The sequence below is a fragment of the Novosphingobium sp. NBM11 genome, assembly GCF_015390225.1.
Lineage (GTDB): Bacteria > Pseudomonadota > Alphaproteobacteria > Sphingomonadales > Sphingomonadaceae > Novosphingobium.
In genome coordinates, this window is record NZ_VUOG01000003.1 from 115,098 (window position 1) to 136,904 (window position 21,807).

At 64.0% G+C, this 21,807-nt stretch carries 20 protein-coding genes and 3 pseudogenes; 13 read left to right on the forward strand and 10 right to left on the reverse strand.

Going from position 1 to position 21,807, the window contains the following annotated elements; all coding sequences use genetic code 11:
• Positions 1–30 precede the first annotated feature (30 nt).
• Positions 31–417, reverse strand: a complete 387-nt coding sequence (locus tag F1640_RS20895; protein WP_194921712.1) for a hypothetical protein — start codon at positions 415–417, stop codon at positions 31–33.
• A gap of 29 nt (positions 418–446) precedes the next feature.
• Positions 447–668 (reverse strand): annotated as a pseudogene (locus F1640_RS20900) (transposase domain-containing protein); the annotation flags it as partial.
• 173 nt (positions 669–841) lie between these two features.
• Between F1640_RS20900 and F1640_RS20905 the strand changes: the two are divergent.
• Genes F1640_RS20905 through F1640_RS20915 form a run of 3 tightly spaced genes read left to right on the forward strand, consistent with a single transcriptional unit; the run spans position 842 to position 4,040 of the window.
• Complete coding sequence (locus F1640_RS20905; RefSeq protein WP_194917834.1) at positions 842–2,083, forward strand: tyrosine-type recombinase/integrase; 1,242 nt, start codon at positions 842–844, stop codon at positions 2,081–2,083.
• The gene (locus tag F1640_RS20910) at positions 2,083–3,006 is read left to right on the forward strand and encodes a tyrosine-type recombinase/integrase (RefSeq protein ID WP_206694915.1); all 924 of its coding nucleotides are present in this window, start codon (positions 2,083–2,085) and stop codon (positions 3,004–3,006) included. The genes F1640_RS20905 and F1640_RS20910 overlap by 1 nt, the downstream gene beginning before the upstream one ends.
• Before the next feature lie 26 nt (positions 3,007–3,032).
• Positions 3,033–4,040: a tyrosine-type recombinase/integrase gene (locus F1640_RS20915; protein WP_194917832.1), complete on the forward strand. Its 1,008-nt coding sequence runs from the start codon at positions 3,033–3,035 to the stop codon at positions 4,038–4,040.
• Positions 4,041–4,125: 85 nt separating this feature from the next.
• Here the strand turns inward: F1640_RS20915 and F1640_RS20920 are convergent.
• The 4 genes and pseudogenes from F1640_RS20920 to F1640_RS20935 all read right to left on the reverse strand — a co-directional run.
• A pseudogene (locus F1640_RS20920) lies at positions 4,126–5,446 on the reverse strand (IS66 family transposase); the annotation flags it as partial.
• Positions 5,447–5,507: 61 nt separating this feature from the next.
• A complete protein-coding gene (tnpB, locus tag F1640_RS20925) occupies positions 5,508–5,855 on the reverse strand; it encodes an IS66 family insertion sequence element accessory protein TnpB (protein ID WP_072384169.1) in 348 nt (115 codons plus the stop codon).
• Positions 5,852–6,235, reverse strand: coding sequence for a transposase (locus tag F1640_RS20930; RefSeq protein ID WP_072384197.1), 384 nt, complete (start codon positions 6,233–6,235; stop codon positions 5,852–5,854). The genes tnpB and F1640_RS20930 overlap by 4 nt, the downstream gene beginning before the upstream one ends.
• A gap of 109 nt (positions 6,236–6,344) precedes the next feature.
• Positions 6,345–7,670: an FAD-dependent monooxygenase gene (locus F1640_RS20935; protein WP_255530654.1), complete on the reverse strand. Its 1,326-nt coding sequence runs from the start codon at positions 7,668–7,670 to the stop codon at positions 6,345–6,347.
• A gap of 193 nt (positions 7,671–7,863) precedes the next feature.
• Here F1640_RS20935 and F1640_RS20940 point away from each other — a divergent pair, with 193 nt between their 5' ends.
• From F1640_RS20940 to F1640_RS20970, 8 genes and pseudogenes are all read left to right on the forward strand, one after another.
• On the forward strand, positions 7,864–8,484 hold the full coding sequence (locus F1640_RS20940; RefSeq protein ID WP_255530655.1) for an HdeD family acid-resistance protein: 621 nt from the start codon (positions 7,864–7,866) through the stop codon (positions 8,482–8,484).
• A 144-nt stretch (positions 8,485–8,628) separates the two neighbouring features.
• Positions 8,629–9,027: pseudogene (locus F1640_RS20945) on the forward strand (Hsp20 family protein); the annotation flags it as partial.
• A gap of 166 nt (positions 9,028–9,193) precedes the next feature.
• Complete coding sequence (locus F1640_RS25880; RefSeq protein WP_309229339.1) at positions 9,194–9,478, forward strand: hypothetical protein; 285 nt, start codon at positions 9,194–9,196, stop codon at positions 9,476–9,478.
• Positions 9,448–9,702 (forward strand): Hsp20/alpha crystallin family protein, encoded by a 255-nt coding sequence (locus F1640_RS25885; protein WP_309229340.1) that lies wholly within the window; start codon positions 9,448–9,450, stop codon positions 9,700–9,702. The genes F1640_RS25880 and F1640_RS25885 overlap by 31 nt, the downstream gene beginning before the upstream one ends.
• Positions 9,703–9,793: 91 nt before the next feature.
• The gene (locus tag F1640_RS20955) at positions 9,794–10,639 is read left to right on the forward strand and encodes a trypsin-like peptidase domain-containing protein (protein ID WP_206694916.1); all 846 of its coding nucleotides are present in this window, start codon (positions 9,794–9,796) and stop codon (positions 10,637–10,639) included.
• A 266-nt stretch (positions 10,640–10,905) separates the two neighbouring features.
• Positions 10,906–11,592, forward strand: coding sequence for a Hachiman antiphage defense system protein HamA (locus F1640_RS20960; protein WP_206694917.1), 687 nt, complete (start codon positions 10,906–10,908; stop codon positions 11,590–11,592).
• Positions 11,576–15,100 (forward strand): DEAD/DEAH box helicase, encoded by a 3,525-nt coding sequence (locus tag F1640_RS20965; protein ID WP_047100315.1) that lies wholly within the window; start codon positions 11,576–11,578, stop codon positions 15,098–15,100. Before F1640_RS20960 ends, F1640_RS20965 begins: the two co-directional genes overlap by 17 nt.
• A gap of 132 nt (positions 15,101–15,232) precedes the next feature.
• Positions 15,233–15,733, forward strand: a complete 501-nt coding sequence (locus tag F1640_RS20970) for a hypothetical protein (RefSeq protein WP_047100314.1) — start codon at positions 15,233–15,235, stop codon at positions 15,731–15,733.
• Between the two features lie 33 nt (positions 15,734–15,766).
• On the opposite strand, the gene F1640_RS20975 is transcribed toward F1640_RS20970, so the two are convergent.
• Positions 15,767–16,171 (reverse strand): hypothetical protein, encoded by a 405-nt coding sequence (locus F1640_RS20975; RefSeq protein WP_047100462.1) that lies wholly within the window; start codon positions 16,169–16,171, stop codon positions 15,767–15,769.
• Between the two features lie 785 nt (positions 16,172–16,956).
• Here F1640_RS20975 and F1640_RS20980 point away from each other — a divergent pair.
• Positions 16,957–17,226 carry a hypothetical protein gene (locus tag F1640_RS20980; RefSeq protein ID WP_047100313.1) on the forward strand — a complete coding sequence of 90 codons (270 nt, stop codon included), beginning with the start codon at positions 16,957–16,959 and terminating at the stop codon, positions 17,224–17,226.
• A 17-nt stretch (positions 17,227–17,243) separates the two neighbouring features.
• Here the strand turns inward: F1640_RS20980 and F1640_RS20985 are convergent, their stop codons facing one another.
• Positions 17,244–18,536: a hypothetical protein gene (locus F1640_RS20985; RefSeq protein WP_047100312.1), complete on the reverse strand. Its 1,293-nt coding sequence runs from the start codon at positions 18,534–18,536 to the stop codon at positions 17,244–17,246.
• Positions 18,537–18,646: 110 nt separating this feature from the next.
• Between F1640_RS20985 and F1640_RS20990 the strand changes: the two genes are divergently transcribed.
• Positions 18,647–19,375, forward strand: coding sequence for a lytic transglycosylase domain-containing protein (locus F1640_RS20990; protein ID WP_255530656.1), 729 nt, complete (start codon positions 18,647–18,649; stop codon positions 19,373–19,375).
• Between the two features lie 113 nt (positions 19,376–19,488).
• Here F1640_RS20990 and istB read toward each other — a convergent pair whose 3' ends face one another.
• The gene (istB, locus tag F1640_RS20995; protein ID WP_194921074.1) at positions 19,489–20,229 is read right to left on the reverse strand and encodes an IS21-like element helper ATPase IstB; all 741 of its coding nucleotides are present in this window, start codon (positions 20,227–20,229) and stop codon (positions 19,489–19,491) included.
• An 11-nt stretch (positions 20,230–20,240) separates the two neighbouring features.
• Complete coding sequence (gene istA, locus F1640_RS21000; RefSeq protein WP_194917528.1) at positions 20,241–21,767, reverse strand: IS21 family transposase; 1,527 nt, start codon at positions 21,765–21,767, stop codon at positions 20,241–20,243.
• Positions 21,768–21,807: the final 40 nt, after the last annotated feature.

Below are 21,807 nucleotides of genomic sequence, written 5' to 3' on the forward strand. Positions count from 1 at the left end.
GAGGATCCAGACGAGAAATTGCGCGCCCGGTTATTGACGCGACGGGAGGCCGAACCAGCGCTTGATCGTTGCAGTGAGCTCGCTCTCATCGGCAGAGCCGTCGACCGCCCAGGCGACGAATCCGTCCGGGCGGACGAGGAGGGCACTGAGGCCCAACGGGTTCGTCGCCCGGGATTTGAGATAGTTGAGCCGATGGTGCCACTGGCGGGCGAGCGCTCTTCTCTTGGTCACCGTGTCGAAGTCGACGATCAGACCGCGGCCTGCGCGCAGATGCTGATTCAGCCGCGTCCCGTCGTTCAGGTCGAAGTCTGGCGCGCTGCGCCCGATGAGCGGGTGGGATCCGCCCAGGTCGTAACGTAGACCTATGCCCAAGGTCCGCTCAGCGAAGTAGGTTGCGCCGTCGCGCGTCTCGATCACGTCCGTAAGCGTGGCCTGAAGGCCGCGGCTTAGGCGGCCTCGGCGATGTGCGGTTGCTCGTCGGCTGTCCAGTTCCAAGGCATGAGCTCTTCCCAGCGGGAGGCCGGCCATCCACCTGCGATCTTCTCGATGACATCGGCGATGTAAGCCTGCGGCTCGATGCCATTGAGCTTTGCCGTCTCGATGACCGAATAGATGGCAGCGGCGCGCTCTCCTCCAGCCTGTGATCCCGCGAATAGCCAATTCTTCTTGTTATGGAAAGGTATGCATAATCGCAATTATGCGAAGCGCCGGATTATGCGCAGGTGCCGACGGCGGGTTGTGCCCAGTCCGCCATTTTTCGCCGCACATGTTGCAGCATGACTAACTTCAGCTGCACATAATACGCCTTCCTCTCCACCCACCATCTGGAGAGGAGCCTTTCATGAAGTCTGATCTATTGCAGCCGGGACCGCGTCGCTGGCTGGCGAACAGTGTCTTTGCGTCCGTGGAGGAGGAGTATGTCTCCTATCTTCGAGCGGGCCGATATCATCCGAACACAGTGCGAGTATATTTTGCTTGCGTCGCGCATTTCGGGAAGTGGGCGACCGAGGAAGGCTTGGACATCGCGCTGATCGATGAGGCGGCGCAACGACGGTTCCTGGATACCCATGTGCCATCTTGCGATTGCCCTTACCCGGTTCGCAAGCTGCGCCACGAGTTGCGCGTCGCTATCCGGCACCTTCTGCACGTGCTTCGTGCCCAAAGGCGGATTCCGGCGATCGAACAGAGGGGCCGGCTCGACGGTGAACTGGCAGCATTCGATCGTTACATGCGCGATGTCGGTGGTCTGGCGGACACGACGCGGCGGCAGCGGATCCATATCATTCGCCGGCTGCTCCTCGAGCGGTTCGGTGATGGCGAGATTGATCCTGAGAAGCTCGACCCGGCAGTCGTCCGGCGTTTTGTCCTCGGTGAAGGCCGTTGTTGGAGTGCTGGCGCCGTGCGTGTCGCCGGCGGCACAGTCGGTTGTTATTTCAAGTTTCGCAAGATGTTGGGTGATGATATCGGCCGACTCCTGCGGGCGATTCCGCGGGCCGCGCATTGGCGCCTAGCAGAGTTGCCCGACGTGCTATCGCCAAACGAGATTGACGCGGTTCTCGCATCATTCGACGATCATTTACCCTCACGGCGGCGCGCTTACGCGATGGTGAGATGCGTCACCGATCTCGGGCTCCGGTGTTCCGAAGTCGTAAAGCTTCGCCTCGACGACCTCGACTGGCGCAACGGGATCATTCGTATAGCCAGGACCAAGACGCATTTCACCGACAGCCTTCCATTGCCGACTGCCACCGGCGACGCCATCGCAGACTATTTGCGCCATGAGCGACCGAAGACCAGCAACCGTGCGATCTTCGTGCGCCATGTCGCGCCGTATGACGTCCCGATCAGGGCAGGCGTCGCCAAGCATGCGGTGATCGCAGCTTTCGTACGATGCGGATTGGATCGAACTGATCCCCACGTCCTTCGTCACAGCATCGCGAGCCGCCTGCTCGCCGACGGCACGCCCATGAAGCACATCGCCGATGTCTTGCGTCACCGTAGCCTCGACACGTCGAAGATCTATACCAAGATCGATCTTCGCCGCCTGTCGGCCGTGGCCATGCCCTGGCCAGGGAGGGCGTGATGATGACGATCACCATGACAGCGCAGGTAGAGGCCTATCTTGCTGAACGTACGACGCTGGGATTTCTTGGCGCCGGGCCGAACGCTAGCCAGCTTCGTTCGTTCGCCAGATTCTTCGACGACTCTGGCCACCGGAGTTCTCTCACATCGGACCTCGCGATCGAGTGGGCGAAGGGGCATGCTCGCAGTCGCGAGCCGAGGGCGTGGGCTCGCCGGCTCGATACACTTCGGCCCTTCGCCGCCTACCTTCTGCGGGAAGATCCGGCCACGGAGTTCCCGCAGACTCAGATATTCGGCAAGTCCCATCGCCGAGCCACGCCCCATATCTATACGGAAGACGAGATCTTGGCGTTGCTCGCAGCGGCACGCCGTCTCGATCCGGAAGGCGGGCTTCGACCCGCTGCGTTCGAAGCCTTTTACGGATTGATCGCCGCAACCGGCTTGCGCGTTTCCGAAGCGATCAAGCTGCGGTGCGCCGATGTGGACCTTGGAAGTCGATGCCTGACGGTCCGGATGACGAAGTTCAACAAATCGCGGCATGTGCCTTTCCACGCCACCGTCGCCGTCGCACTCGCCGATTATCTTCGCATGCGGGATCATTTTCTACCGCGCGTGGCTGAGGACACATTTTTCGTCTCGACCCCATCACGGTCGCTAAAAAAGCGCGCAGTACATTGGACCTTCCAGAAGTTGCGCAACGAAGCGGGCATCGTTGCCCGGGGTGCCTATCGCGACGTTCGTATCCATGACCTCAGGCACACGTTCATCTGCAGACGCATCCAACGGTGGCAAGCCGAAGGTGCTGATATCGACAATGCTATCGCGGCGCTCTCGACTTACGTTGGCCATGCAAAGGTATCGGACACCTATTGGTATTTGACCGGCATCCCGGATTTGATGGCCACCGCAGGCAACCGTTTTTGAACACTTCGCTTTCGGGGAGGCAGCTCATGGCTGAGCTTACTCCCCCGACATTGCCGACGCTCGTCCAGCGCTTCTTTCTGGATCATCTCGGCGAGCAGCGTGCGGTCAGCGCTCAGACCGTAGCGGCATACCGGGATACCTTGCGCCTGCTCCTCAACTACGCGGCGGCAGCACTCCGTCGAACGCCCAGCGCCATCACTTTGCCCGATCTCGACGCGCCGTTGTTGCTCGCCTTCCTGGACCATCTCGAGAAGGATCGAGGCAACAGCGTTCGAAGCCGCAACGCACGTCTCGCCGCGATCAGGACGTTCCTTAAATATGCATCGCATCACGACCTTGCGTCGCTGGCGACGATCGAACGGGCGCTGGCGATCCCGCTCAAGCGGTTCGATCGATCAATGGTCGGGTTTTTGTCACGGCCCGAGATCAGCGCCATTCTCGAAGCACCTGACCGGCTTAGCTGGGCCGGACAACGCGACCGCGCCTTGTTCAGCATGATGTACAACACGGGCGCCCGCGTTTCCGAGATGATCGGCATGCGGTGCCGGGACGTTGTCCTTGAAGGACAGCCCGCCGCGCATCTGCGTGGCAAGGGCCGCAAAGAACGCAGTGTGCCGCTCTGGCGCCCAACTGCCGCGCTGATCAGGTCCTGGCGCCGCCAGATCGGCGATCCCTCGGGGGATAGTATCTTGTTTCCGAACCGAAGTGGCGGCCGCATGACCCGCTCGAACGTCACCCAGCGCTTGAACCTTGCCGTTGCGACTGCAGGTCGCAAGAATCCGGGGCTCCTTGACCGCCCAGTCACACCCCATACGGTTCGACACACAACGGCGATGCACCTGCTTCAATCGGGCGTCGACATCACCGTCATCGCCCTGTGGCTCGGTCATGAGGATACGGCAACGACGCATATGTACGTCGAAGCCGATCTCGCGATGAAGGAACAGGCTCTGATGAAGCTGCAACCAAGCGCCGCCGCGCCGGGGCGCTTCCGAGCCTCCGACAATCTGATGAGCTTCCTGCAGTCGTTGTGATTATGTGAAGTTTATGGCGGCGGGTCTGGTGCAACAACTGGACCCGCCGTCGGCACCTGCGCATAATCCGGCGCTTCGCATAATTCCGGCCGATCGCCACGGTGCGCATCGCGCGCTCGGCAATGTTGTTGTCGATCTCGGCCAAGCCGTCGTCAACGAAGCGCGTGAGCGCAATCCAGCGCTTGCGACCATAGGCGAGCGCCTTCGCCATCGCGGACTTTGGTGACAGACGGCGCAAAGCATCGTCGATGGCCGAGCGTAGCTCGTCGACCATTGGCCTGGTGTTTTCCTGTCGCCGTTGCTTGCGAATATCAGGTGGTTGTCCGCGAACTTCGTCCTCAATCCGGTAGAGCGCGGCGATCCGTGCCAGGAGATCGGTAGTCAACGGCGTCGGGCTGGTCTGGTGGTTCTCGAAGATCTTGCGACGGAAATGCGCCCAGCAGGCGACCTCCTGAATCCGGTTGTCAGCATAGAGCTTCTCGTAACCGGCGTAGCCGTCGGCCTGAAGGAGGCCCGTGAAGTTCTTCAACTCGGTCTGCGGATGGATACCGCTGCGGTCGGGCGTGAACCTGTACCACACCATCGTCGCTGCGGTTGATCCGCCGGCCCGGTCGTCGACCACATAGGTCCACAACCGGCCCTGCGCGGTCTTGCCCTTACCGGGCATCAGCATCGGCACGGGTGTGTCATCGCTGTGGATCTTGGCGGCCTTCAGGCCTTCCTCGCGGATCCGGGAGACAATGGGGTCGAGCAGATGCGCAGCTTGTCCTGCCCACCCGGCCAGCGTTGAACGGTCGATGTCGAGGCCTTGCGCGGCCATCATCTCGGCCTGCCGGTAGAGCGGCAGGTGATGATCGAACTTGGATACGACCACATGCGCGAGCGTGGCGAAGCTTGCCTTGCCGCGGGCTATCGCCTTCACCGGAGCCGGTGCCTGCACAATCTTCTCGCAGGAACGGCAGCTGTATTTGGGGCGGATCGTGCGGATGACGCGCCACTGCACGGGCAGGACATCCAGGATCTCGTCGCTGTCCTCACCCAAGGGGCGCAAGGTGCCGCCACAATCGGGGCAATTGCAGTGACCCGCTTCAGGTTCGATCCGCTGCTCGGCGCGTGGAATATGGGGCGGCAGGGCGCGAACCGGCGATGGCCGTTCGGACATGCCTGCTGGTGCATCCTTGCGGGCATCGGCCACAGCGGCTTCGCCTTCGAGTTCTTCGAGGGTCAGTTTCGAGCTGTTCGATCTGCGCCGACAGCTTCTCGGACGATTGCCCGAACGTCATGCGGCGCAGCTGTGCCAGCTGGAAACGCAACGTGTCGATCAGCGTGTCGCGGGCCGCCAATGCAGCTTCCAGCTCGGCGATCCGGGCGTCTTTATCTGACCAAGAGGAGGCTGCGTCCGACACCGTGATCCACTAGCAAAACGGGACATCCGGTGCCAGAAAAACCACGCAAATCTGGGACTTTTTATCCTGCCAGAAGCGGTACGGCGGTGCGTTCTGGACGGCGCCAGTCGATGCCTTCGAGCAGCATGGAAAGCTGGGCCGAGGTGAGGCTGACTTTGCCTGTCTTCGTCACCGGCCAGACAAATTTGCCGCGGTCCATACGCTTGGAAAACAGGCACATCCCTTGGCCATCGAACCAGAGCAGCTTGATCAGATCGCCGCGCTTACCGCGAAAGGCAAACAGTGCGCCGGAATGCGGGGACTGTTCCAGAACCTGCTGGATCAATACCGCCAGCCCGTCGAAGCCCTTTCTCATGTCTGTCGTCCCGCAGGCCAGGTAAACCCGCGTTGAGGGTGGCAACGGGATCATCGGCTGAGCACGGCAATCACCCGGGCAAGGGCGTCGGCATCGACCATCGCGTCCACGGTCAGGCGGACACCTGTCGCCAGTTCGATGCCTATCTGCCCGCAACGGGGTGGCACCGCTGGCGTAATATCGCGGACGACCGGATCTGCGACCTCAACCTCTGAGAACGTCGGCAAGGCCGTTGAGCGGAAGCCAGTCAGTTCTCCCGACATCGCCTGTCGGCGCCACGTGTAGACCGCCCCGCTGCCGACCTCGTGCCGGTCGCATGCAGCCCGGACCGAACCGTCCGGCCCAAACGCATCCCGCAGGATCGCCAGCTTCTGCTCCACCGTCCAACGACGGCGGCCAGATATGCGGCCGACCACCTCAATACGAGTAGTCATATGACCACTCATATGACTACTTGCTCGATCCGCCTCGCTATCGTCCATCTACGCCACCCCATCAAAGGAGTGGCTATCAGCGCTTCAATCCCGTGCCACGCAAGGCGGCCTACAGCCCACGGTTACTCACGTCCCGCACGATCGCCCGAAGCGCCCGCGAGCTGGGTTGCGGACGAATCAGGGCAACCTGCGCGCGCGACCAGTCCAGGATTTGTGCCCCGACGGGGTGCCGCTCGTGCTGGTAGCTTTCGAGAAGATCGGTCGGCGCGTCGCCGCGGATTACGCCAGCGAGCTTCCAACCCAAGTTCATTGCGTCGCCTAATCCAAGGTTGAGCCCCTGGCCGCCAAGCGGAGAGTGGATGTGGGCCGCGTCGCCAGCGAGAAGCACGCGGCCTACGCGGTAATCGGTCGCCTGATAGGAGCGATCTGTCCAGGTGGCGGCGAGGTCGAGGCTTTCGACCCTGACGTCCGCGCCTGACACCTTTCGGAGCACTGCCTCTACATGCTCGCGGGTTATCGGGCTGGAGCGGTGAAAGGCGCCGCCGTCGAAATCGGCCATCGCAATCACATCGGGAGCTTCGAAGGTGTAGACGCCACCTTCGCTCTGGTGGCGTCCTGGTGCGAGCGCATCCGGGTTCGCGAGCACGGCTCTGACGGAGTAGCCGGTGAACTCAGGATCGGTGCCCGTGAAGCCGATCCCGGCAGATTTGCGGACCGCGCTATGCGCGCCGTCGCAGCCGACGAGCCACCGGCACGGGAATACGTCGTCGCCTGCGCTGACGAGGACCTCGTCGCCTCGTTCTTCCAAGCCCTTGACGGCGTAGCCGCGGCGGATGGTCGCGCCGAGGGCTTCGGCACGCCCGGTTAACACCGCCTCGATGCTTGCCATGTCTGCCGCGGCGCTCTTTGCGGGACCGAGGCGGTAGCGCCACCGCGCTTTGTCGATCTTGTCGTGGAAAAACTGGATGCCGGCGAAATGCCCGGCTGGCCGGCGATGCTGCCGCATCCAGTGAGCTTCGGGAGCGGCAGGGTTGGCGGCGTGGGCTGCGAGACTTTCGAGAAGGTCGCGTCTGTCGAGCGCATCGGCAGTCGGGACGGTCAGCCCGCGCAGGCCGAACGGAAGCGTCTTGAAAGGGGACCGGGGGTCTGGCGCCTGCTCGAGCACTAGAACCGAGCATCCGCCAAGGCGCAGCTCACAGGCGAGGAACAGGCCAACCGGTCCAGCGCCGGCGATGATGGCGTCGTACGTCGGGATAGATAAATTCACGGTCGAGCTCCTTGTCGATGTTCGACCGGAGCGTTCCTCGTCACGCGAGGCCCGCACGGACGAACAGTCGGACGCCGAAAAGCGTCCGGTGTTCGTCGTGGGGATCTCGGGCACGAAGCCGAAGACCAGAGCTTTCGTCACCGAAAGGACTTGGGCTGACCAGACCAAGTCTGCCTTTTCCGACGGGCCAGCCCATAGCTCGACCGGGGCCGTGCTGCAATCTGCGCGTGTCTCAGTGACCGTACGAGCACTATTCAAATCATACCGGCCTCACCTATCTCTGCGAGTGATGGTCGCCGGCGCGGAAGTGCCTGATCAGGGCTCCCGTGTCGGCCTCCGCTGTTGAACTGGGAGAGATCATATGACCGCAATGTCTTTTGCCTCCCCCTTCTCCACGGGGAGTGCTTATGCCCGGGGTTCTGCGCTGCTGAGGCGGAACTGGGGTTGGATTGTGTTCCGTGGTGTCCTGGCCCTTCTGCTGGGCGTGGTCACCATCTTGTTTCCGCTGAATGCTCTGTTGGCTTTCACTCTCGTGTTTGCCGCTTATGCCGGCGCAGACGGCATCCTGTCGCTGATCGCGGGTGTACGGGGGGCGACGAAGAAGGAGGATCGCTGGTGGGCGATGGTCCTGCGCGGCGTTATCGGCATCGCGGCCGCGGTGGCCGTTGCGCTGATGCCCGAGCTCGCAACCCTAAGCTATGCGCTGGTCACGCTGGGCGTGCTGATCGCCTGGGCGTTCCTTACCGGTGCCTTTGAGATCGCCGCCGCTATCCGGCTGCGCAAGGAGATCAAGGGCGAATGGCTGCTCGGGATCTCTGGCGCGCTGTCGATCCTGCTGGGTGTGTGGGTGTGGGCCATGCTGTGGCTCTACCCGATCGCCAGCATCCTCTCGGTGGCGTGGGTGATTGTGGCCTGGGCCTTCTTCGCCGGCTTTCACGCTGATCAGCCTCGGCATCCGCCTGAAGCGACTTCAGGTTGTTGAGAATGGTCTTGAAAGCCGTTCTGACGAAACCAAATAAACTCCTGCCGGGTGCCGACAGGACCCGGCATGGAGAGTGCGTCCGCTCTCTCGGACGCTCTTCATACACTCGTTGCTCAAAGGAGGACTTGTTTATGAGGACCAACTATGACTTTACGGCCGTTCCGGCGTTCGACTGTCGGGTTCGACCGGCTGTTCGACCTGCTCGAGAACGGTCTGACTTCGCAGGTTACCGACAACTATCCGCCGTTCGATCTCGTGAGCGAAGGTGAGGACCGCTACCGCATCAACATAGCGGTGGCCGGCTTCCGCCCCGGCGAGATCGAAGTGACCGCACAGCAGAATCTGCTCGTGGTCTCTGGTCGCAAGCAGGAAAGCGAGGAAACCCGCTACATCCACCGCGGCATCGCCGGGCGTGACTTCGAGCGCCGCTTCGGCCTGGCGGATTATGTTCAGGTGAAGAATGCGGAGCTCAAGGATGGCATGCTCTCGATCGAGCTGGTGCGCGAGATCCCCGAGGCGATGAAGCCGCGGAAGATCAGCATCGGCGCGGCTGGTGAAAATGCCCGCCGGATCGAAGACTCGTCCGCGAACAATAACGAGAAGGCCAACGACGGCGCCAAAGCAGCGCGAAGCTGCCTGATGCCGACCCGGGCTCGCCGCGCCGTTCGGGGCGGCGAGCCCTCTTCGCCAGCAACCAAGGAGACGAATCATGTCGATGCGTGATTTGATTCCGTGGCGCCGGCAGGAGAACCCGGCGCCCGCGCTCTTCCGCGACGAAGAGCGCAGCCCCTATGTCCAGCTCCGCCGAGAGATGGATCGCCTGTTCGAGGACTTTTTCCGGGCACCGCTCGTAGGCGGCATCGGCCTCTCCAGTAATGTGCAGAGCTGGCCGTATCTGGAGGTTAAGGAGACCGATGATCAGGTGATCGTCACCGCTGAGCTTCCAGGCCTGACGAGAAGGATGTGGACGTCACCGTGGACGATGGCGTGCTGACGCTCCGGGGCGAGAAGAAGTCCGAGCACCAGGACAAGGATCGCGGCTGGTCCGAACGCTACTATGGCCGTTTCGAACGCTCGATCGTGCTGCCCGACGGCGCCGATGAGGAGAACTGTCAGGGCGTGCTACGCGATGGCGTGCTGACGGTGCGGATGCCCAAGTCGCAGCGGACGACGCGCGGTCGCAGGATACCGCTCGGCGACGGCGCGACGCAGCACTGATCGATTGCGCGCGCCGGCGCCGCCGGTGCGCGGCTTTCGAAACACACGCTCCCTGCGCCGGCTGGTGGAGGACGAAGCGAAGGGAACAATCATGATTCGATCCCATCGGCAATCCAGGGGCATCTGGGCGGCATGGGCTTTGGTGCTCACCTTCGTTGGCGCCACTCTCGGCGGCGCGGCTGTCGAAATGTTGACGAGCGCCGACCCGGCTGAAGCGACCGGGCAACGGGCGATCTCGAGCGACGCCGTTCCCATCAACCGGCTGACGCTGGCGCCGCTGGTGGAGCGGGTCGCGCCTGCGGTGGTCAACATCGCCGTGCTGCAGAGTTCGCCCTATGCGCAGAACCCTCTGCTCCGGGATCCCTATTACCGCCTCTTTCTTGGCGTGCCTGACGAAGCCCTCGCGCCGCGCATATCGGCCGGATCGGGGTTCGTGGTCGACGCCGAACGCGGGCTGGTGGTGACCAACCAGCATGTCGTCTCGCACGCGCGCGCAATCGCAGTCGGCATCGGCGATCGACAGGTCGAGGCGGAACTGCTCGGGAGCGATCCGCTGACAGATATTGCCGTTCTAAGGATCCCAGCGCGAGGGCTGAAGGCCCTGCCGCTCGGCGAGTCAGCCAAGGCCCATGTCGGCGACTATGTCGTGGCGATCGGCAACCCCTTCGAGGTGGGCCAGACCGTCACTGCCGGCATCATCAGCGCCGTACGGGCGCCGTCCGCAGGTCCGCCGTATGTTCAGACCGATGCCCCGATCAATCCAGGGAATTCGGGTGGGCCGCTGATCAACATGCGGGGCGAGGTCATCGGCATCAACAGCGCGATCATCGGTCCCAGCGGGGGCAATGTTGGTATCGGACTTGCCGTGCCGTCGGATGTCGCGCGACGAGTGGTCGAGCGCATTGCGGGCTCGCGATTGGCCCCTGCCGCGAGCTGACCGGTATCAGTCGCGGGATCGTGCCGCAGCAAGGCGGGTCGTCGAGCAGGAGCCGGTCGCAACTGGCTCGATGAGCCCAGGCTGGATTAGAAGGTAGACGCGCGGCCGCGCGTCGGGCGACAATTCACGTGGGGATGGGCCGGCACTTCAGCAGCCCGTTTTGGAATGAGTGGATGGTTCAATTTAACGACTGGTGCGATGCGGCCGATACTCCTTTGGGCAATCACCATGTCCGCGTGATGACCGGACGCACAGCGGATGCCGCCATGGGCATCCAGCTGACGGCGACGGCGGTTCCCGCCCACTATGCGGCGGAGGAGCGTCTGGCAGCTGCGCTCGCGCGGCTGGGCAAGCCGGCTGCAGCCAAGATGGTTACCGATCTTCTTCCGCAAACACCGCAGATACGCTCCGGTGATCTGGGGGAAATCTACGCGACCGAATGGATTGATGCCCACAGCGGCTACCGGGCTCCCATCAAGCGACTGCGGTGGAAGGACCATCGCGACATGGCGATGCGCGGCGACGATGTGATCGGCATGATCCTTGATCCTGCGACGCAGCGCCTACGGTTCCTCAAGACCGAGGCAAAGAGCCGCATCGATCTGCGGGCGCAGACGCTTCAGGAAGCGCGCGCTGGGCTCGACAAGGATGGCGGCCTTCCGTCGTCGCACGCCCTGTCGTTCATCTCGGCGAGGCTGATGGACCTTGGGACGGACGCTCCACTCGTCGACGCCATCGACGAGGCTCTCTATCGCCTCGGCATCCCGCCCGATCATGTCCGGCATCTTCTCTTCACCTTCTCCGGCAACGCGCCGGAGGCACTGCTGACGCAGGCGCTGCTGGCCTATCCCGGCCCGATCGGGCAGTGGGGCGTAGGGCTGCACGTGGATGGACACGCCGCCTTTGTCGGCGCGGTCTACGCTCAGGTGATCGCCAATGCCAACCAGCCCTGAGGCGATCTCCGCCGCCATCACCGATGCAGCCGCCACCGGTTTTCGCGGTCGTCTGATCGCGCGCGGCCAGGCACGGGCGATGATATGGCGGCAGGGCGTGCTCCCGGCGGGCGCACCGGCCTTTTCTGCGCAACTGAGCTTCGACCTGCACAGCTATGGTTATGGGCTGCTCGGGCTTGGGCTGCGTCTTCTGGAACTCGGTGGCGACCCGGCCCAGGCGCGTGTCGCCTTCGAGCAGGCCGCGACCGCCCTTGAGGCGGTCATGGCCAAGGGCAATCGCGCCGAAGCCGACCGCGATTTTCACTTCGTGATGGCGGCTGCGAGCTACCATCTCGCGCATCTCTCCGCCCGTGCCTACTCCCTCCTTGCGGTCGTGGCGGAGGAGGAGAACTTCTCGCTCATCGAGCAGGCGCTGGCGCTTCTCATGCGGCGGGACATCAACGAGCTGCGTGCCCGGGTCTATGCCTTTCGTCTCGATGGTCGGGGATCGGATGAGGCCATCACCGCGCTCTTCCAGCAGCGTCTTGCCGATCCGCTTGTCGGCGACGCGGCCGAGCGGGACGGCCACGATTTCCTGTTCGAGGGCCTCGACCTTGCCCTAACCGATGCCTTCTTCGGTGCCGTGTCGATGTTCCTGCTCGCGCTTGACCGCGGCGAGCGCGCTCTGATCGACCGTGCGATCGCCCAACTGCGCGAGAACCTCGCCATTTGCGCCGAGCTGAACCTGGTGCCGCAATGGTGGGCGCACCGCGTCGCGATCCATCTGCTCTCCGACCTATGGTCGAACACGTTCCACGAGAGGGTGCCTCTCATTCCGGCCGGTGGAGAGGCGCCGCCGTGGCGGGGCTTGCGCGATCTCTTCATCGGACTGCTCGCCCGCCGTCCAAGGGCGGAAGTTGACTTGTGGCCGTCACAGATAGAGGCCGCCGCGCGCGCGGTCGATCAGGCCGACAATCTCGTGGTCTCGCTACCGACGAGCGCCGGGAAGACGAGGGTCGCCGAGCTCTCGATCCTTCGCTGCCTGGCTGCCGGGCGCCGCGTGATGTTCGTCACGCCACTTCGTGCTCTGTCCGCGCAGACGGAAACGACGCTTCAGCGTACGTTCGGCCCGCTCGGCAAGACCATATCCGCCCTGTACGGTAGCATCGGCGTCTCTGCGTTCGACGAGGACGCGATCCGCGAGCGGGACATTGTCGTCGCAACTCCGGAGAAACTCGACTTCGCCTTGAGGAACGATCCGTCGTTGCTCGACGATGTCGGTCTGCTCGTCTTCGACGAGGGCCACATGATCGGTCCGGGTGAGCGCGAAGTTCGCTACGAGGTCCAGATACAGCGCCTGCTCCGCCGACCAGACGCGGAGCAGCGCCGGATCGTCTGCCTGTCGGCAATCCTGCCCGATGGCCCGCAGCTCGAGGATTTCTCGGCGTGGCTGCGGCGCGATCAGCCAGGCGATCCCATCAAGGACGACTGGCGGCCGACACGTCTGCGGTTCGGCGAGGTGGTCTGGTCATCCCCCCGGGCACGCCTCAACCTGAGGGTCGGCGAAGAGCAGCCCTTCGTGCCCGGGTTCCTCACCGGCGTGGCACCGCCGCTCTTCATACCGCCGAAGAAGCTGCGGACCCGGCTGTTTCCCGACAATCAGCAGGAGCTCAGCCTTGCCACCGCCTGGCGTCTGGTCGACGATGGACAGACCGTCCTGATCTATTGCCCGGAACGGCGCAGCGTCGAGCCGTTCGCCAAGGTCATCGTCGACCTGCATACGCGAGGCGCGCTTGCGTCACTGCTCACGGTCGACCCGGTGCGGCTGCAGACCGCGATCGCGCTCGGTGAAGAATGGCTGGGCGCGGACAGCGATATCCTCAAATGCCTGCGCCTGGGCGTGGCCCTCCACCACGGCGCGCTTCCGACCGCCTACCGAAAAGAGGTTGAGAGGCTCCTGCGAGACGGCGTTCTGAAGGTGACGATCTCATCGCCCACTCTCGCGCAGGGGCTCAACCTCTCGGCGACGGCGGTCGTCATGCATTCGCTCTATCGGCATGGCGAGAAGATCCAGGTCTCCGAGTTCAAGAACGTGATCGGACGCGCCGGGCGGGCCTATGTCGACGTCGAAGGCTTGGTGCTCTTCCCGATCTTCAGCGACACCCAGAACAAGAGGCATGACGAGTGGGTTGGCCTGATCGGGGATCTCGGCGCCCGCGAGATGGAAAGCGGCCTCGTTCAGCTCATTTTTGCGCTCCTGAAGAGGATGCATGGGCGGATCGGCGGCAATCTCGAGCAGCTCGTCGACTATGTGGTCAACAACGCCGCGGCCTGGACCTTCCCCGAAGTGGCGGGCGAGATCCCCGAAAAACGCGAACGAGCGCTCAAGCAATGGGAGCGCTCCATGGCGACGCTCGATACGGCGATCCTCAGCCTGATCGGCGAAGACGATGTTCCCGATGACCAGATCGAAGCCGCGCTCGACACGGTTCTTCAGTCCTCTCTCTGGAACCGGCGCCTAGAGCGCCTCGATGCCGGGTCGCGCGCCGCTTACCGTGCGACGCTCCTCACCCGAAGCCGCTACATTTGGGCCAATTCGACTGCCGTCTCGCGCCGCGGCTATTTTCTTGCGGGGCTGGGTCTCGAGGCGGGTCACGCGCTCGACGCGGTGGCGCCGGTGGCCAACGACCTTCTGGTGCAGGCGAACGCCGCGCTGCTGGTTGGAGATCACGAGGCTGCGATTACGGCGATCACCGGCATCGCCGAGCGGGTCTTCTCCTTCTATCCGTTCGAGCCGGACCCATTTCCGGGGAACTGGCGCGACATCCTCCGCTGCTGGCTGCTCGGGCAGCCACTCGCCTCCGCCGTCGCGGGGCAGGAAGGCGATGCGCTGCAGTTCATCGAGGGCGGCCTCGTCTATCGCCTGCCGTGGGCGATGGAGGCGCTTCGTGTGCGTGCGGCCGCCAACGGTGATGTCGTTGGCGTCTTCGGCCTGGCCCTCGCCGATCATGAGCTGGGTCTAGCGGTCCCTGCCGTTGAGACCGGCACCATGAACCGATCGGCTTCGATTCTCATCCAGGCGGGCTTCAACTCGCGTTTGGCAGCCATCAAGGCCGTCGTGGACACCGGCGCGACTTTCACGTCCGGTGCGGAATTGCGAACATGGCTACGCTCGCCTGTCCTCGCGGCCTGGTCGGCTCAGCCGGACTGGCCTTCTCCCGAGACGCGAGCAATGTGGCTCGAGTTCGCCCAGGAGGCCGCGCCTGCGGCGAACCGGACCTGGGCACGACGGGACTATGTGGGGAATGTCGAGTGGTTCGCGGCGCCGGCTCCGCCCGGCTCTCCCGTGAGCTTGCACAACTGGAACGGCCAGCCATTGGTGCTCTCTGCCGATGGGCGCGGCATCGGCCGCCTCCAGCATCCCCTCAACCATAATCGGCGTGGCCTTCTCCGCGCGACAGTCGCGCTGAACCCTGCGCAGCTTGAGCTGAGCTATCTCGGACCCGATGACCTTTGGGCTGTGGCATAGCCGTGCCCATTTACCGAGCCACTGTATCGCATCGCGGAGATCATGATGAGAATCTGCAAGACCGCCGAGACGCTTCGCGCCTTCTCTGATACCGAGGCGGGCCGCCAACTGGTGTCTGGGCGGTTCTAGGCCATGCTTGTCGCCCGCGCCCAGCTCGATTTAATTCGGGACCTCGTCGCCCGCTTTCAGCAGGACGACAGCATGATGCGGCCTGTTGCCGACTTCCAGTCGCAATATGTCGCGATCGTTGCGCTCCTGCGATCGGTTGGACATGTGTTCGCCAATGTTGACTGTCACGATGCCGCTCGGCGCGAGTACAGCCGCGAACAATGGCCGATCTGGCGGCGAGATCCGATTTTCAGCGAGTTCATCGAGCCGACGCGCAACGCCCTCCTGAAGGAATTCCAAGGCGGCCTTGAACTGCGCAGCGAGGGCTTCGGAACGATTGCCGTGGTGGTCGATCCGACGATGCCGGGCAACGTGGCTCGCGTCGCTGCGTTCGACGCGCGAGAGGTGCGGGATCGTCTTGGCCGGCCGGTACTGCCGAACTTTCATGCCGCGATTGCCTTCTGGGACCGCTGCCTCTCGCAGGCAGAGACAGCTTTCGGCGAAGCGCCCACGTTGCGCAGTTGAGCCGTAGCGAAGGACCGAGCGGCTGCTTTACCGCTATCTCAGAAGCGCTTCGGCCACGTCCATATACCGGCTCGGGTGAACGCCGTCGCGGGAGCGGAAGCGGCCGAGATCCAGGGTCTCGTCACCAAAGCGAGCAGCGACGGAGCTGACGGTGTAGGCTTGTGGGCGGGCGTATGGCAGCAGCCAGATCACACGGTTGAAACAGAACTGCGCACGTATCTCAGCGAGGCGGGCGGCGAGAGCCGGTCCGGCCATGTCATTGGAGCCCATCGAGAAGATGCAGGTATTGTAGCGTTTTCCCGGTCTTCGCCAGGAAAGGACCTGGGCGGCCGTGGCCCGCTCTGCGGCCTGAACGTCACAATGGCGTTCGTAGCGCGCGTTTATCGCCTGCGCGGTGCCGACGCCCGTGCTGTCTCCAAGGATCAGACACTCGAACATCAAAGCTTCCCTCGGCCTCCGGTCGGCGGAAGGCATGACCAGCGAGCAAATCCGTCTAGCCCGTTGCGCAGTTTGCTGGGCATGGTCGCGGTCCATCGCCACGTGGTCGATGTTGGCCCGACCGCCGAGGGTCGGGCCAACGCGTCAGTAGCAGCGCCACACGCGGAGATGCGGCGCTTCCCAGCGCCACCCGCAATGCCGGTACCACCGGCCGTGCCAGCGATACCAACCATGACGAGGGCCTGGTTCGGCTATCCACACTGGGCCGCGCCATCCTGGCGCCCAGCGATGATGGCCGGTCCAATGATGCCAGCCCGGCCCCCACGCCGGCGGCGGCGCCCAGACCTGAGCCGCTGCGGGGGTAAGGGACGTGCCGAGGAGCGCCAGCAGACCGACGATTGCCGACGTCAGCACTTTCATCACGCGCGAGCGCCAGCGACGCGCCTCCGATCGGGAGGGTGGCGTCTGGCTCTCCAGATGGCGGAGCGCGTTGTTGTGGGAGCTATCGGCAGCACCGCGCCGCCGCCCACGGATCAGATCGCGAACAATCGTCCTCATATCCAAATCCTCTGCATGAGCAATTCGGGCATGAGATGCGCCGGAGAGAGAGCCGGCGCCCTCTAGTCCCAGCCGAACCGCTATGGCGTTCGGCGTCAGTCGAGCTAGTATTCCTCGGCGCCCCGTCAAGGGTCTAAGGCCAGGCTTTGGCGACCAATAACGGCTGTAGGAACCGGAACGAGGGCAGACACTTACCTGGATGGCGGTGCGAGAAGGTACGGTCGGAAATGGCGCAGCTGACGCAACTCGAATTGGCGAACTGGGCAGCTCTCTACGCTGCTACGGCGCTGTGCTGTGCGATCGCCCTCGCGTTGTCGATTGTCGGCGCTGGAGTGCACGTCTGCCGCGAACGCGCCTGGGAAGAAGTTCGGAGCGTTCGACAAGCAATTCTCTTCGTGTCCAAGCTCTGGTGGCTGTGGCAACGGCTCTACTTTCGCTCGACGCCGGTTATCATCGCCATTGTGGGCGGGTTCGCGATGACGCTTCGCTGGAGCTGAGAAGCACGGGGCTCAACTCACAGGTCCAGGGCGGCGGCAACCTTTCGCGCTACCCGGCCCAGCTCGAGGTCGCCGGAACTGAGGCAGAGCAGCGGAGCGATCTCGCGCATGCGGGAATGCCCGCTGGTGCTCGATCCGTCATGCTCGTCGTCACCGTGGTCGATGGCGTCGATCGCCAGACGCTTGATCTCCCCGGTGATCCGCGAGCGCGCCTCGATCAGGAAGTCCGGTCGCGCAGGGCCGAGCGGCGTCAGAATATCGAACACGGGCTTTTCGATCGCGGCATCGATGCCATGCCGGTGAAGGTTGCGCTGGATCGACAGCAATTCGCGCAGCAGGCTGCGCTCGAACTCGGAGTCGACCGGGATGAAACGCTGCCCCGAGTAGATCGGCTGGGCGTAGGCGCGAAGCGGAGCATAGCCACGCGCCTCGGGATATTGACCAGCGACGACGATCACGAGGAAAGGGCCACGGACCAGGTTGCCCCGCACCGACGGGGATTGCACCCGATTGGCGACGCGCACTGGCCGGTTGTCGGCGGTCTCGATGACATGGCCGGTGATCTGATGCGAGAAGAGCGCGAAGAACGCCTGCGGCGCGTGGCCGGGAGGCCAGTCTCGGGAGAGACGCCTCAGAACCGCATAGGCGCGCCGGCTGTGCAGGGCATCGGCGTGGGTCCAGAAGGCGCGGCTGAGCTCGATGCCGGGCGCGATCTCGATCCTGCTGCTCGCCTTCACTAGAGCATCGAACTCCCGCTTGATCGAAGGCTCCTCCGCGCCATCGGACAAGGGAAAAGCCCGGGTCGTCCCTGCAACGTCGAGGAGGCGCCATAGCAGCCGGGCCAGCCTAGGCACCGAGGCGTGGCGCGTGCGATCGTCGCTGGCGTCGCTCTCGGGCTGTTGCGCGAGCTTGCTGGGGGCAGGCCGCAGGACCTCGAAGAAGCCCTCGGGAGGCGCCGCCGGCGTTTCGCGCGATCGTACCTCCGAGATGCGATGGGTGACCTGATCCCGGAAGAAGGGGCAGTCGGCGCGGTGGTCGGGTCGCTTTGCGCTGGTCAGCCGGCGGAGATAATAGGTCTCCGCCTCCGACAGGAAGGCGGGCGTAAGTATCGGCGGCGGATCGTCCGCGGCCAGGCAATCACAGGCGATCCACTTGGCGCCGATTCGGGCGTTCTGGACGAGCATGATTCCTGCTTCTTCATCGCCAGGCGATCCCTGGCCGATGTACCAACGCACCAGCGCCTCGCGGAGCGGAGCGGGCAGCGCGATCCGAGGGCCGCGGCCATCCGTGTCTCGGTCAATCAGCCACATGATCCAGTTTCGGGCGATCCAATGCAGCCATAGTTTGCCCGCTCCAGGGAATTGACAACTGCAAATCGCCTGATCTCAACTTCCTGAACTAGGGGTCAGGGAGGTTTGATATGCGTGCGTTGTTGCTCGCGAGCACACTTGTCATCGTTGATAGCGGGGCCGCGCTCGCGGCGACCCGACGCGCCGCTTCGCCGGTGCGCAGCGTCCAGCTGATCAGCATGACGGGGCGGTCGGACGTCGCCGCCGACGCTAAGGATGGGACGGCCGAGCCCCGCATGGAGGGTCCGGCCGAGGCCGTCATAGCGGATGTGGAGGGCTTCCGGGTCCACGATCTGAGCCGTCGCTGGGTCGAGTATCAGATGGGTGAAAGACTCGCGGCAGAGGCCGGCGCAACGACGGCGGTCGCGGAGGAGGACCCCTTTGCCCCGGTCGGTGTTGCCCAGCTCGGCGCCCCGACCAGTCAGACGGCGGCACTTGCTCCATTTTCCGCGATCGCCGTGCCGGCATGGATGCGCGGCGGCCCGGTATTCGCTGCGGCTGCGACGACCTTCGTCCCCGGATGCTCGCCGACCGGTTACCGGCGAAGCGGTTTCCTGCCCGCCGATGCCGAAGTCCGCCGCCAGACATATTTCTCGATGATGAGCAACGTCGCCTGCGAATACGGGATTCCAGTCGGGCTGTTCGATGCGATGATCATTCGGGAGAGCCGCTACAACGCCTCCGCGGTGTCCCCGAAAAGCGCATTTGGCCTGACGCAGCTGATGCCTGGGACGGCCGCCGGTCTAGGCGTGAACCGCTACGACGTGGAGCAGAATCTTCGTGGCGGAGCGCGGTGCTGATTCCGACGATCCCGGCCGCCCATTCCGATCTGATCCCGGTCACTGTTCCGATATGATGCCGGCCGGGTGAAGCCAGATCGTGGGTAATTATTGGCATGCAGGTTTTGAGTGGGTCAAGCGGCTTGAGCGTGGAGATTTCGGCGCATGGATTCGCCGGAGAGTTCTAGGCGATGGGCGTTGTGAACGAGGCGATCGAGGATGGCATCGGCGTAGGTCGGGTCGCCGATCAGATTGAACCAGCTGGCTACTGGGAGCTGGCTGGTCACCAACGTTGATCGACGGCCGTAACGGTCTTCGAGGATTTCGAGCAGGTGATGACGGGCATTGCCGTCGAGCGGCTCAAGCCCCCAGTCGTCAAGGATGAGCAGGTCGACGCGCGCCAGGCTCTTCATTCGGGCCGCGATGCGGCCGTCACCCTTGGCCAGCGACAAGTCATCGATCAGGCGCGGTAGGCGGGTGTAGAGCACCGAGCGATTGTCCCGGCAAGCCTGGTGGCCGATTGCACAGGCAAGCCAACTTTTGCCGACGCCTGCTGGCCCGATAATCGCGCAGTTCTCGTGGGCGGCGATCCAGTTGCCCTTGAGCAGCATTTCGAACAACCGGCGGTCGAGCCCGCGCGCAGCGCGGTAATCGACGTCCTCGGGAACAGCGTGGTGCCGTAGCTTGGCGTGTCGCAGGCGCAGCGCGAGGCGCCGGTCGTTACGCCAGGTAGCCTCGTGATCGAGCAGCAACGCCAGCCATTCGGCGTGGTTCAGGCTGGCGGCATCGCCGTTGTTGTCGAGGTCGGCGAAGGCGTGCGCCATGCCGGTCAGGCCGAGCTGGTTCAATTGATCAAGGGTTGGGTGTCTGAGCATCATTGTTCCTCTCAATGGTAGTATTGGGAGCCCCGGATGTTGTCGTGCAGGATCGGCTCGCGCTCCGGGGCTTTGGACACGGGCACCTTGTCGAGCCCCTTTTCGAGGATCGATTTGACGGAAGGATAATTGCGCGCCTGGATCTCCAGAGCGCGGACCGCGGCGGCTTCAAGCCGATCGGCGCCGAAGCGCTTGGCCAAGCCGATGATGCCAAGGCACGAGCGGTATCCCTGTTCGGGATGCGGCCGATCGTTGATGATGCGCTCGACCAACAGCGACAGCATCGGCCCGATCCGGGCCGCCTCGTCGCGGATCTTCGCGGGCGTCCATTCCAGATAGCGCCGGTGGCTCGAGGGCATATGCTCGGGCACAGTCGTGTGCCGGCCATTTCCGCTGCCACGCATGTGAACGGCAATGCGCTCGCCGCCCAGGAAGATCTCGACAGTGCGTGCGGTAAAGCGGGCTTCTACCTCACGGCGGGCGAAGCGATGCGGCACCGAGTAGTGATGCTGCTCGAGCGCGATATGGTAGTCGAGCCCGACCCGGCAGCGCTTCCACTGGGCATGGACCCAGGGCTCGGCAGGCAGCGGTTTGAGGTTGGGCGCGTCAACCTCATCGAACAGTTCGCGCCGGGTCTTCTGGAACTGGCGTAGCACGCGCCGGTCGTTGAGATCGGCAAGGCACTCGGCAATGCCCGCATTGACCTCGGCCAGACTGTAGAAGATCCGGTTGCGCAGCCGGCCCAGCACCCATCTTTCGACGATGCCGACGCAAGCCTCCACTTTCGCCTTGTCTCTCGGCTTCCGGCTTCGTGTCGGGAGCACCGCCGTACCGTAATGGCGGGCGAGGTCGGTGTAGCTGCGGTTGACCATTGGATCGAAGTTGCAGGCCTTGATCACCGCGACCTTGGCATTGTCGGGCACCAGCAACCGCGGCACGCCGCCGAAGAACGCGAACGCGGCGTTGTGGGCCTCGGCCCAGTCAGCAAACTGCTCCGTCCAGGTCGCGCACGCGAACGACAGGCTCGAGCCGCCCAGCACCGCCACGAACAGATGCGCGGCGCGGATCTCGCCGGTCCGGCGGTTGATCACGACCGGGACAGTGTCGCCCGCGTAGTCGACGAACAGCTTCTCGCCGCCGGCATGGCTCTGGCGCATCACCAGCGACAACCGGCCTTCCCAGTTGCGGAACAGCTCGCACCAGCGACTGTACCGATAACCGTCGGGATGAGCGGCGATGTATTCTTCCCACAGGACCTGCAGCGTCACGTGCTTGCGCTTCAGCTCGCGTGCCACCACCGACCAGTCGGGCTCGGATTGCTTGCGTCTGCCCGGCTTTACCCCGGCAGGCCCATAAAGCCGGGCTTCCAGTTCCGCGTCGCTGATCTCGGCCGGAACCGGCCAGGAAAGCCCCGAGCGCTCGAAGCGGACCACCATGTCTCGCACCGTCGAGCGTGCAATGCCCATCATACGGGCCACCTCGCGCATCGGGACACAGCCTTCCCGGTGCAATCTCAATACTTCGCGCACATCGCGCATCTTCGGCCTCCTCGTCGGCATCCAGTCCTCCCGGCTCACA